This window comes from Clostridium intestinale (assembly GCF_035905475.1).
Lineage (GTDB): Bacteria > Bacillota > Clostridia > Clostridiales > Clostridiaceae > Clostridium_T > Clostridium_T intestinale.
Genome location: NZ_CP121166.1, coordinates 3,413,965 through 3,426,693, shown reverse-complemented (window position 1 = coordinate 3,426,693; position 12,729 = coordinate 3,413,965). Strand labels below are relative to the sequence as shown.

Annotated in this window: 11 protein-coding genes; all 11 read left to right on the top strand. The window is 31.4% G+C overall.

All coding sequences use genetic code 11. The annotated features are described in order from the left end of the window. The first annotated feature begins 197 nt into the window (after positions 1–197). The 11 genes from P8F83_RS17595 to P8F83_RS17545 all read left to right on the top strand — a co-directional run bounded on the left by P8F83_RS17595 (position 198) and on the right by P8F83_RS17545 (position 12,059). Positions 198–2,039 carry an APC family permease gene (locus P8F83_RS17595; protein WP_326512078.1) on the top strand — a complete coding sequence of 614 codons (1,842 nt, stop codon included), beginning with the start codon at positions 198–200 and terminating at the stop codon, positions 2,037–2,039. 182 nt (positions 2,040–2,221) lie between these two features. Next, entirely contained in the window at positions 2,222–2,989 is a 768-nt protein-coding gene (locus P8F83_RS17590) for a formate/nitrite transporter family protein (protein WP_315111820.1), read from the top strand. A 59-nt stretch (positions 2,990–3,048) separates the two neighbouring features. Continuing rightward, entirely contained in the window at positions 3,049–3,738 is a 690-nt protein-coding gene (locus tag P8F83_RS17585; RefSeq protein ID WP_420022623.1) for a Crp/Fnr family transcriptional regulator, read from the top strand. 63 nt (positions 3,739–3,801) lie between these two features. Beyond that, the gene (locus P8F83_RS17580; RefSeq protein WP_326512076.1) at positions 3,802–4,566 is read left to right on the top strand and encodes a formate/nitrite transporter family protein; all 765 of its coding nucleotides are present in this window, start codon (positions 3,802–3,804) and stop codon (positions 4,564–4,566) included. Between the two features lie 21 nt (positions 4,567–4,587). After that, positions 4,588–5,595 (top strand): anaerobic sulfite reductase subunit AsrA, encoded by a 1,008-nt coding sequence (gene asrA / locus P8F83_RS17575; protein ID WP_326512075.1) that lies wholly within the window; start codon positions 4,588–4,590, stop codon positions 5,593–5,595. Then, positions 5,596–6,390, top strand: a complete 795-nt coding sequence (asrB, locus tag P8F83_RS17570) for an anaerobic sulfite reductase subunit AsrB (protein ID WP_326512074.1) — start codon at positions 5,596–5,598, stop codon at positions 6,388–6,390. Between the two features lie 15 nt (positions 6,391–6,405). After that, entirely contained in the window at positions 6,406–7,368 is a 963-nt protein-coding gene (gene asrC, locus P8F83_RS17565) for a sulfite reductase subunit C (protein WP_326514857.1), read from the top strand. Positions 7,369–7,762: 394 nt separating this feature from the next. Beyond that, positions 7,763–8,242, top strand: a complete 480-nt coding sequence (locus P8F83_RS17560; RefSeq protein ID WP_326512073.1) for a PTS sugar transporter subunit IIA — start codon at positions 7,763–7,765, stop codon at positions 8,240–8,242. A 14-nt stretch (positions 8,243–8,256) separates the two neighbouring features. Then, a complete protein-coding gene (locus tag P8F83_RS17555; RefSeq protein ID WP_238905300.1) occupies positions 8,257–9,090 on the top strand; it encodes a PRD domain-containing protein in 834 nt (277 codons plus the stop codon). A 124-nt stretch (positions 9,091–9,214) separates the two neighbouring features. Further along, positions 9,215–10,594, top strand: coding sequence for a PTS transporter subunit EIIC (locus P8F83_RS17550; protein WP_238905302.1), 1,380 nt, complete (start codon positions 9,215–9,217; stop codon positions 10,592–10,594). Positions 10,595–10,613: 19 nt separating this feature from the next. Then, on the top strand, positions 10,614–12,059 hold the full coding sequence (locus P8F83_RS17545) for a glycoside hydrolase family 1 protein (protein ID WP_238905305.1): 1,446 nt from the start codon (positions 10,614–10,616) through the stop codon (positions 12,057–12,059). Positions 12,060–12,729: the final 670 nt, after the last annotated feature.

The window sequence follows — 12,729 nt, the reverse complement described above, 5'->3', positions numbered from 1 at the left end:
GATATATAGATGATGATATTAAAGTCTTTTTATGGTAATAGGGTAGAGCTAAGGCATTTATAGTTAAGATGCTCAATGATATATTGATTTTCGTCGTTTTAGATTAATGAGATGATTTTGAAGGAATAAACAATAGGTGCTAAAATTTGATAATCTCATAAATTTAAATATTAACTACTAACGGGGGTTATATTAATATGTTCAAACTAAAAAGATATCTTATCGGTGAACCACTTAAATCATCGCAGCTCCATCATGAAAAGTTCACAGTTTTTAAGGGGTTACCGATATTATCATCTGACGCAATATCATCTGTATCTTATGCCTGTGAAGAAATATTGTGGGTAATGGTTCCTGTATTAGGACTAGCATCCTTTCAATATCTAACTTATGTAGCTTTTGCAATAATAGCTTTGCTTAGCATATTAGTTTTTTCATATAGACAGACTATAGATAGCTATCCTAAAGGTGGAGGATCTTACATTGTTTCAAAAGAAAATCTAGGAGAGATTCCAAGTTTAATAGCAGGAGCATCTTTAACAATAGATTATATATTGACAGTTGCAGTAAGTGCTACTGCTGGTGTTGCAGCAATTACATCAGCAATTCCAAGTCTACTTCCTATTAAAATTGAACTTACTATAATTATAATAATATTAATGACTGTAGGTAATTTAAGAGGAATAAGAGAATCAGCTAAAATATTTAGTCTACCAGCATACTTATTTATAGGAATGACATTTCTTATGATAGCTGTAGGACTTTTCAAATACTTTGTATTACATATAGAACCTAGAAATGTAGATGTTGTAGCATCTCAAATGGGTGATTTAACTTTAATATTATTTTTAAAAGCCTTTTCAGCAGGGTGTACAGCTTTAACAGGTATAGAGGCCGTTAGTGATGGAGTTCCAAACTTTAAAGAGCCTGCAACTAAAAATGCTAAGAAAGTATTATATCTATTATTTATAATAGTTGTACTTATATTTGGTGGAATGTCCTATTTATCAAGTATATATCATGCGGTTCCAAACTTTGATAGAACTGTAATATCTCAGATAGCAGCTCAAGTTTTTGGACAAAATACATTTTTATTTTTTGTAATGCAATTTACAACGACTTTAATTCTTATAATGGCTGCGAATACTGCTTTTTCAGATTTTCCATTACTACTTTCTTTTATAGCAAGAGATGGGTATGCGCCTAGACAATTTGCTAAAAGAGGGGATAGATTAAGTTATTCTAATGGGATAATACTTCTTGCAGTATCTGCTGCAATATTAGTTATAATATTTAAAGGAGAGAACCATTTATTATTGCCATTATATGCGGTAGGTGTATTTGTATCATTTACTTTATCACAAAGTGGTATGGTTATGAGGTGGTTTAGAACTAAATCAAATGGATGGAGGCATAAAGCTTTTATTAATGGATTTGGTGCTGCAATAACTTTTATAACTGCTGTAGTAATTTCAGTTAATAAATTTGTTCATGGAGCTTGGCTTATATTTATATTAGTGCCAACATTTATACTTTTAATGAAGAGAATAAAGAGGCATTATAAAAAAGTTGCTAAGCAGTTAAGTTTAGATAATAACTATTTCCCAGAATTTAATGAAAAAGTTGCAAAAAGATTTATAGTGCCAGTAGGTGCATTGAATGAAAGTGTTGTAAAGACTGTAAATTTTGCTAAGTGTTTATCTAGTGATATAACTGCATTTCATATATCTGTAGATGATACAGAAACAGAAAAATTAAAAACTAAATGGGAAAAATATTATAAAGATATTCCTTTGGTTATTAAAAAACATGAGTACAGAGAAGTTGTTGAACCATTAGTTGGCTTTATAGAATCAGATGAATTCTGTACAACAGATAAGGATATAGTAACAGTGGTAATTCCTCAATTTACTTCACAAAATTGGTGGGGAGAAATATTGCATAATCAAACTGCGGTATTTTTAAAGCAAACTCTTCTTAAGAGACCAAATATAGCAGTTATAACTGTTCCATTTATAATAAAAGCAGAGAAGAAATAAAAATATAGAACTGTTGATATAGTAGTATATCAGCAGTTTTTATTTACTATAAGTTAATAGATAAATTTATATAAATTGAGGTTAAATGTTTCACTAACATATGATACAATATATATGCTTAAATGAAAATGATTATCAAAAATTCCCATTAATAAGAATTAATACTTAGGAGGTAAAGTGATATGTACGGGGAAGAAGTCAACAAGGTAGCAGAGACGTCAATAAAAAAAGCTGAGTTTTTAAAAAAGGGGAAGTTTGGATATCTGCTATTAGCTATGCTTGCAGGCTTATATGTTGGATTAGGAATTATGCTTATATATACTATTGGAGGATATTTAAGTGCTGCAAACTCACCAGCAACTAAAATAGTTATGGGAGTAAGTTTTGGCGTAGCGTTAAGTTTAGTAATTATGGCTGGGTCAGAATTATTTACAGGAAACAGCTTTGTTATGATGATAGGGTACTTAAAAAAGAGTACAAGCATCTTAGACGGATTAAAGATATTATTATTTAGTTATTTAGGAAATCTTATGGGATCTATAATTGGAGCTTTTGCTTTTTACTCAGCTGGACTAGCTAAAGGATCTATAGGAGAGTTTATTGTACATACATCAGAAGTTAAGATGTCTCTACCAGTGCATGAATTATTTGTTAGGGGAGTCTTATGTAATATATTAGTTTGCTTAGCTACTTGGTTTACATATAAATTAAAAGAAGAAACTGCAAAATTAATTATGATATTTTGGTGTCTATTCACCTTTATAACAGCAGGATTTGAACATAGTATAGCAAATATGACCTTATTTTCAATAGCTTTATTTATTCCTCATGGAGACATAGTAAGTTTAGGTGGAGCTATATATAATCTTGGATTTGTAACCTTGGGAAATTTTATAGGCGGAGCTATAATCTTAGCAGTACCTTATTACATTGTATCAAAAGAAAAGTAACAACCGTAAGATTTAATATGATATAATAAATCTTATTAAATTTGATGGGAATGATTATAGTGAATAAGATAAGTGTGGAAGAACTTAGAGAATTAGAGCTATTTAAAAATCTTAAGACAGAAACTCTTTTAAAGCTTAGCACTATAGGAATAAAAGTAGCTGCTAGAAAAGGGCAACATATTTTTAGAGATAAAGAGGAAGTAAATACAGTATACATAGTTTTAAAGGGAAAAATATCTTTATATAAATTATCAGAGAACTCAAATAAGAAGGTAATATTTATTTTAGGTAGAGATAAGATAATAAATGAAGTGATCCTAGATGATTTACCTTCTTCAATTAATTGTGAAGTTTTTGAAGCGGGAGAGCTTTTAACAATTAATAGATTGGATTTTTTAGAGTTAATGAAAGAAGATTTTGAACTTACAATATCAGTGGTTAATTCATTATCTATAAAGGTAAGAAGACTATATAGACAGCTTAAGAATACAACTCCATTAAAGATAGAAAAAAAAGTTGCAGCTAAGTTATGGAAGTTAGCTAAAGACTACGGAGTAACTACTGAGGATGGAATTTTAATAGATCTTAATATAACAATAACATATTTAGCTGATTTATTTGGAAGTCAGAGAGAAACAATATCTAGAGCATTAGGTCAATTAGAAGATTTAAAACTCATAAAATTCATCAATAAAAAAATAGTAATAATAGATAAAGATAAACTTTCATATTTTTTTAAGGGATTGTGATAAAAATCACAGTCCTTTTTTGTGCTCTCTTTTAAAATTAAAATTAAGAAGGGGAGATGAAAAATGTTTAGTGAAGAAATTAACAAAGTTGCCCAAGCGGCTAAAGTAAAAAGTAATTTATTGAAAAGTGGAAAGGTGAAATATTTATTATCATCAATGCTTGCAGGTCTATACGTTGGACTAGGTATAATGCTGATTTTCTCAATTGGAGGAATGTTAGCTTCAGCGGAATCACCATTTACTAAAATAGTTATGGGATTAAGTTTTGGAGTAGCACTTAGTTTAGTAATAATGGCAGGTTCAGAACTATTTACTGGAAACAATTTTATTATGATGATTGGAAGTTTAAAGAAGACTGTAACATTATTAGATACTATTAAAATCTGGATTTTCAGTTTTATAGGAAATCTTTTAGGATCAATTATTGGTGCTTATGCCTTTTATGCAGCAGGACTAGCTAGAGGACCTGTAGGACAATTTATACTTAGTGCTTCAGCAACAAAGATGGCTTTACCTATTCATGAACTAATTTTTAGAGGAATCCTATGTAATATCTTAGTTTGTTTAGCTATTTGGTGTTCTTTTAAGATGAAAGAAGAGACAGGAAAATTAATAATGATATTCTGGTGTTTATTTGCATTTATAACTACAGGATTTGAGCATAGTGTAGCAAATATGACGCTTTTATCAATAGGTCTATTTATTCCACATACAACAGCAGTTAGTTTAAGTGGATTTATATATAATCTTTCTTTTGTTACTTTAGGAAATATGATAGGTGGTGCGCTGGTACTAGCTATACCTTATTATCTAATATCAAAAGAATAAAAGCCTTAGGAGGAGTAACTTATGGGATTTAAAATGAACATTGATGGATTTAATATGTTTTTAGAGAAAATTTCAGGAAAGTATAATGTGTTTGCGCCAACAGTACTTAAAGGGAAAGGGACTTTTTCAGATACTGATATAGTAAGATATGCCCAAATAAAAGATATAAGAGATGTTGAGTTCGAAAAAAAATCAGCTTTTTCTTATAAAGAAACCTTATTACCTATAACTCAAACTATGTTCTACTTCACTGAAGATCAGTGGATAGAACCAAAAGAAGAGGAAAAAGGAGCAATAATTTTCTTAAGAAGCTGTGATATGCACTCAGTAAAAAGAATTGATGACATATATTTAAGAAATGGAGCAGTAGATCCTTACTATAAGAGATTAAGAGATAAAGCTAAATTCGTATTAATAGGATGTGAAAAAAGTTTTGACAACTGCTTTTGTGTAAGTATGAACACAAATAAGACTGATGAACAAGATGCTTACATAAAACTTGATGGAGATATGGTTATATTTGATACAAATGATGGGGAGTTAGAACAGTATTTAGAAAACCTTGAAATAGAAGAAATAGAAGTAACTCCAGACTTTGTAGAAGAAAATGATACTAAAGTGAATATTCCAGATGATTTAGACCTTAAAGTAATGAATTCATCAGTATGGAAAGAGTATTCAGCTAGATGTATAGCTTGTGGAAGATGTAATTTTGTTTGCCCAACATGTACATGTAACACGACACAAGATATATTTTATAAGGATAATTCAAAGGCAGGGGAAAGAAGAAGAGTTTGGGCTTCTTGTCATGTAGATGGATTTACAAATATGGCTGGAGGCCATAGCTTTAGACTAGATAAAGGTCAAAGAATGAGATTTAAGGTTTTACACAAGGTCTATGACTATAAAAAGAGATGGGGATACCATATGTGCGTAGGCTGTGGAAGATGTGATGATATTTGCCCAGAATACATTTCTTTCTCAAACTGTGTAAACAAACTAGAAAAAGCTATGGAAGAGGTGCGCTAAATGGAAAACAATGTGTATATGCCTTTTAAAACAGAGATATTAGATATAAAACAACATACTGATATAGAATATACTTTTAGATTATCTTTTACTGGTGATGTTAAACCAGGACAATTTTTTGAATTATCACTTCCAAAATACGGAGAAGCGCCTATATCTGTATCAGGAATTGGGGACGGTTATGTAGAGTTAACCATAAGAAGAGTTGGAGTAGTTACAGACGAAATCTTCAAATACCATGTAGGTCAAAATCTATTTATGAGAGGACCTTATGGTAACGGATTTGAGGTAGAAAACTATGCACAAAAAGAAATAGTAGTAGTAGCTGGAGGAACCGGACTATCCCCTGTTAAAGGAATAGTGGATTACTTCTCTAAAAATACTAGTGAAGCTAAGAACTTTACCTTAGTATCAGGTTTTAAGTCTCCTAAAGATATACTATTTAAAGATGATATAAAAGAATGGGAAAAGAATATAAACTTAATCATTACTGTAGATGGAGCAGAAGAAGGTTATGAAGGTAAGGTAGGACTAGTTACAAAATACGTACCTGAACTTGATATAAAGGATTTAGATTCTGTACAAGTTATAGTAGTAGGACCTCCTATGATGATGAAGTTTACCGTAGCAGAATTTTTAAAACTTGGAATTAAAGAAGAAAACATTTGGATTTCTCAAGAAAGAAAAATGTGCTGTGGAGTAGGTAAGTGTGGACACTGTAAAATTGATGACACTTACATATGCCTTGATGGACCAGTATTTAATTATTCAAAAGGTAAATCTTTAATAGATTAAGGAGGGGAAGTTATGATAGATATAAATACAAAAGCTTTAAAAAAGAATGCATTTAGAGTTACTAAAAAAAGAGGATTAACTGCCTCAAGAGTAAGAGTTCCAGGTGGACATTTAAAGGCTGAATACTTAGGCCTAATCCAAGAGATTGCAGATAAATATGGTAACGGAACTGTGCATTTAACTACAAGACAAGGTTTCGAAATACCAGATATAGATATGGAAGATATTCCAGAAGTAAATGAACTTCTTCAACCAATAATTGAAGGTTTAGAAATAAATCAAGAAGTACCAGGAAAGGGATATACAGCAGCTGGAACAAGAAACGTATCCGCATGTATAGGGAATAGAGTTTGCCCTTTTGCTAATTATGATACTTCAGGATTTGCTAAAAGAATAGAAAAAGATATATTCCCAAATGATCTTCACTTTAAAGTTGCTTTAACAGGATGTCCTAATGATTGTATGAAAGTTAGAATGCATGACTTCGGAATAATAGGAATGACGGAACCACAATATGATTCCTATAGATGTATAGGCTGCCAAGCTTGTGTAACCAATTGTAAGAAGAGAGCTACTGGTGCTTTAAAATTTGAAAACTTCAAGGTTGTAAGAGACCATGAAAAATGTATTGGTTGCGGAGAATGTGTAGGTAAATGCCCAACAGGAGCATGGACAAGAAGCGAAAGTAAGTATTATAGACTTGCTATCATGGGAAGGACAGGTAAAAAGAATCCTAGATTAGCTGAAGACTTTATAATATGGGCTGATGAAGATAGCATAAGAAAAATAATTTTAAATACTTATGCTTATGTTACTGAATATATAGATAAAGATGCTCCAGGTGGAAAAGAGCATATAGGATATATTATCGATAGAACAGGCTTTGAAGAATACAAGAAGTGGGCTCTAAAAGATGTAGAGCTTAATGAAAAAGCTGTAATGAAAGAGAATATATACTGGAGTGGAATAAGATATTAATTTAAGGTCAGTCTCTTTAGGGACTGACTTTTTATATGGAAAAGAGAATAATGAGTGAGAAGAAAAAATAGACTACCTATTGAATGGTTGAATGGTTGAATGGTTGAATGGTTGAATGGTTGAATGGTTGAATGGTTGAATGGTTGAATGGTTGAATATCATCCTTGGAATTTAACAGGAATATAATGGAGATGATATAAATTTAGTATAATAGTATTGACAAGTTTATTAGTGAATGCTAATATTTATTTAAACGTTTTATTAATACTATTTAGTAATATTATTAAAGTAAATATCAGGATTGTTACTCTCTTAGAGGCATTACCAAAACGACAATTATTTTGTCTTATTTGGAATACCTAGGAGAGTTTTTTTGTTTGTAAAGGAGAAAAATATGTTTGATATATTTAAAAAGAAAAAAGAAAATGATTTATACGCACCAGTAACAGGAGAAACTATTGCACTAGAAAATGTACCAGATAAAATGTTTGCAGGTAAGCTTATGGGAGAAGGTATAGGATTTAGATTTGATGGAAATATAGTGTGTGCACCTTGTGATGGAGAAATTTCAATGATTGCGAATACTTTACATGCTTTTGGAATTACTACTACAAATGGAGCAGAGATTTTAGTACATATTGGTCTTGATACAGTGGAGTTAAATGGAAAAGGATTTAAAGTAATATCAGAAGCTGGTAAGAAGGTTAAAAAGGGAACCCCTATTATTGAAATAGATAGAGAGTTTATGGAACAAAATAATATTAACTTAATTACACCTATGATTATAACAAATAGTGACAATTTCAATTTTGATATTGAAGAAGGGGATAAACAAGTTATAGCTGGAGAGAGCAAGGTGATTCACTTTAAATAATAGGAGGATTATTCATGAAGGTTATCAAAAAAATCAATAATAATGTAGCTGTTTGCTTGGATAAGAAAGGTCATGAACTAATTGCCTTTGGAAAAGGAATAGGATTTCCCTCAATGCCTTATCATATAACAGATCTCAGCTCTATTTCTATGACATTTTATAAAATGGATAAAAGTTATTATAAGCTACTACAAGAAATACCGGAAGAAATATTTGAAGTATCAGCTATAATTGCTAAAAAAGCTCAGATGACTCTTGATTGTAATTTAAATCCTAATCTATTACCTGGGCTTGCAGATCACATAAATTTTGCATTAAAGCGTATGGAAAAGTTTAAAGAGATGAAGATGTTATTTTCTTATGATGTAGAAAAGTTATATCCATTAGAGACATCTCTAGGAAGATATGCAGTTAAACTAGTTCAAGAAAAATTGTCAGTGAAATTACCTGAGAGTGAAATAACTAATATAGCAATGCATTTTGTAAATGCGGAAGAAGAAAGTGTTAATGAGAAGGCGACTTTAGATGCAGAGCAATTAATTGAACAGATAACAGAAATTATTGAAGGTGAATTTGATACCAAGATTAATCGGAAAGGGTTTAATTACAATAGATTTGTAATACATTTAAGATATTATTTAAAACGAATCGAAGAAAAGAAACAATTTATAGATGATAATGGGGTACTTTTTAGAACTATGAAAGAAGAACTCCCTAAGATATATGAATGTGCAGTTAAGATCAGTACAGTTATTGATAAAAGACTGAATTCAAAAATTACTGAAGATGAAACATTGTATTTAATGATGCATATTAATCGTATTATAAAAAACAACACAATAATTTGAGGATTGTAACTCTAGCGGAGGCATTACCGAATTTGACACGAAAAATAATTGTGTCATTTCGGTTTTTATTTTACGTCAAAATAATTATTGTTTGTAAAATATAAATAAAAAGAGGAGAAGAAACATGGCGAAGAGAGAAAGATATGAAGAACTTGCAACAAAGGTTTTAGAGTTAGTGGGCGGAAAGGATAATATAAGTCATTTGGGTCATTGTATGACACGCTTAAGATTTAGTTTAAAAGATACTAGTGTTGTTGACTTGAACGAGATTCAAAAAATAAACGGGGTAATTGGAGCACAATGGTCTAATGATCAATTACAAATTATTATAGGACAATCGGTTGGAGATGCTTATAAATTAGTCTGCTTAAAAGCTGGAATATCAGCTGAAAAAGCTATAGATGAAAATTTAGATACTAAAAAGAAGTTTGGATTCGGAGCAGTTATAGATGGTATTTCTGGAAGCTTGATGCCATTAATACCAGCGTTAATTGGTGCTGGTATGTTAAAAGTTATTATCATTTTAGGTGAGATGGCTGGATTTTTAACTAAAGATATGCCTACTTATAATGTGCTAGCCTTTGCTGCTGATGCAGGATTTTATTTTCTTCCTATATTTTTAGGAGCAACAGCTGCAAATAAGTTTAAAACTAATATGGGTCTAGGAATGTTATTAGGTGCAATCTTAATACATCCTACGATTGTAGCTAATGTTGCAGGTGGAGTAGGAATGTCTATATTCGGTATTCCCGTTTATGGAGCAACCTATGCAAGTACTATTTTCCCTATAATTATGGCTGTATTTGTAATGTCATATGTTGAAAAATTCTTTCAAAAAATATCACCAGATTCAGTCAAAGCAATAGTAGTACCATTAGGAACTATTTTAATAATGTTACCACTAACACTATGCCTAATTGGACCAGCGGGTGCTTTTTTAGGAACTTACTTAGCAAAAGCAATTATGTGGTTATATAATACAACAGGTTTCTTTGGAGTTGCGCTTTTAGCAGCTGTATATCCAGTTTTAGTTATAACAGGTATGCATGGAGCGTTAGTTCCTTATATGTTCCAATCATTTGCATCATTTGGGTATGAGCCGATTGTTTGTGTTGCAGGTGTGCTTTCTAACATTAATCAAGGAGCAGCAGCTGCCGCTGTAGCAGTAAAGTGTAAAAATAAAAGTACAAAATCAACAGCAGCATCTAGTGCCATTACAGCAGTTGTAGGTGGAGTAACAGAGCCTGCAATGTTTGGTATTAATATGAGATTAAAGAAACCATTATATGCAGCAATGATAGGAAATTTCTGTGGAGCAGCTTTTGCAGGGTTAATGAAAGTATACACATATGCATTTGCAGGAAGTGCGGGAATTTTTGGAGTTGCAGGTTTTATAGGACCAACAAAAATGAATGTGATTTATATGGGAATAAGTGTTTTAATTGGATTTGTTGTAACATTTATTGTAACCTTATTTATCTACAAAGGTGAAGATATATATTAAATAGATGGAGGAAAGAAAAATGAGTTTTCCAAAGGAATTTTTTTGGGGTGGAGCTACAGCTGCTAACCAATTTGAAGGTGGATGGAATGAAGATGGAAAGGGAGATAGTGTCTGCGATCATATGACAGGTGGTACTGTAGACAAACATCGTTATTTTACTAATGAAATAAAGAGCGACACACATTATCCATCACATGAAGCGATAGATTTTTATCATAGATATAAAGAGGACATAGCATTATTTGCTGAGATGGGATTTCGTATGTTTCGTATGTCCATAAACTGGACACGAATATTTCCAAATGGAGATGATGAAGTGCCTAATCAAAAAGGGATAGATTTTTATAGATCTGTTTTTGAGGAATGCAAAAAGTATGGAATTGAACCACTAGTAACTATTTCACATTATGAATTACCTTATAATTTAATGAAAAAATATGATGGATGGCTAAATCGTAAGTGTATTGACTTTTATATTAGATATTGTAATACACTATTTACAGAGTATAAAGATTTGGTTAAGTATTGGCTTACTTTTAATGAAATAAATTGTCTTACAATGAGTATAGGAGATATATTATCTGGTGGGTTTAAGTGTGAAGATGGTCCTGCGCAGGTAATGGGGCTTCCTGATACAAAAGAGCAGGTTGCAAAAAGATATCAGGCGTTGCATCATCAATTTATAGCTAGTGCAAAGGCAGTAAAGTTAGGTCATGAAATTAATCCTGAATTTAAAATAGGGTGTATGATTGCAGGGGGTTGTATATATCCATATAGTTGTAATCCTGATGATGTATTATTAGCTCAAAAGGAAATGAGGATGAACTATTTTTGTGGAGATGTACAAGTAAGAGGAGAATATCCACATTTTACAAAACGTATGTTTGAGGATTTAGATATTTCAATTCTTGAAGAAGAAGGCGATAGAGATATTCTAAAGAGTGGAAAGGTAGATTTCTATAGTCTTAGTTATTATATGAGTACTTGTAGTACTGTTGATGAAAACACATTAAAAACTTCAGGAAATGTTGTTATGGGAGTTAAAAATCCATATTTAAAATCAAGTGATTGGGGATGGCAAATCGATCCTAAAGGACTAAGATATTTATTAAATGAGTTATATGGTAGATATCAAATACCAATTATGGTAGTAGAAAATGGTCTAGGAGCAATCGATAAAGTTGAATCAGATGGGTCTATTCATGATAGTTACAGAATTGATTACTTACGTAATCATATAAATCAAATGAAGGAAGCAATCAATGATGGAGTGGAATTAGTTGGATTTACTCCTTGGGGATGTATTGATTTAGTTAGTATATCAACAGGGGAAATGAAAAAAAGATATGGGTTTATTTATGTAGATAAAGATAATGAGGGAAAAGGAACATTGAATAGACTACGTAAAGATTCATTTTATTGGTATAAAAAAGTGATTTCATCTAATGGAGAAGAGCTTGATTAATTATTTCTAAGAATTAAAAATAATAATTTATATATTAAGGAGTTGTAGCTTTAAGTTAATTAGGGCTCAGCTCCTTTTTGTTTTTTATAAAGGAGGAATAATGAGTGAGAAGGAAAAGTAGACTACCCTATGTCAAAGTGTCAAACTGTCATTATGTTGTTGTGTCGTACAAGGAATTTAATGAGACTTGCGGAGAAGTCTCCACAGGATAGAAGTGCACCGCTATTCGCTAGAAGCATTCCTCAGCTTAAATCTAATCCTTTATTGACAGCGATGCAGGTAAGTAAGAATTTGATGAAATTCTTGAGGCGAAGAGTTTCTACAGATTATTTGTGCACCTCTATTTTGTAGAAGCGTTCCTCAGCTTCAATCTAATCCTTTATTGACAGCGATGCAGGTAAGTAAGAATTTGATGAAACTCTTGAGGCAAAGAGTTTCTACAGATTATTTGTGCACCTCTATTTTGTAGAAGCGTTCCTCAGCTTCAGTCTAATCCTTTATTGACAGCGATGCAGGTAAGTAAGAATTTGATGAAACTCTTGAGGCAAAGAGTTTCTACAGATTATTTGTGCGCAATTACGCAATTGCGCAATTGCGCAAAACCACAATTGATCAAGTTAATTAATTCAGAGAAGAAAATTTTGAGAAGGATGACTTTTTTAATCCCATA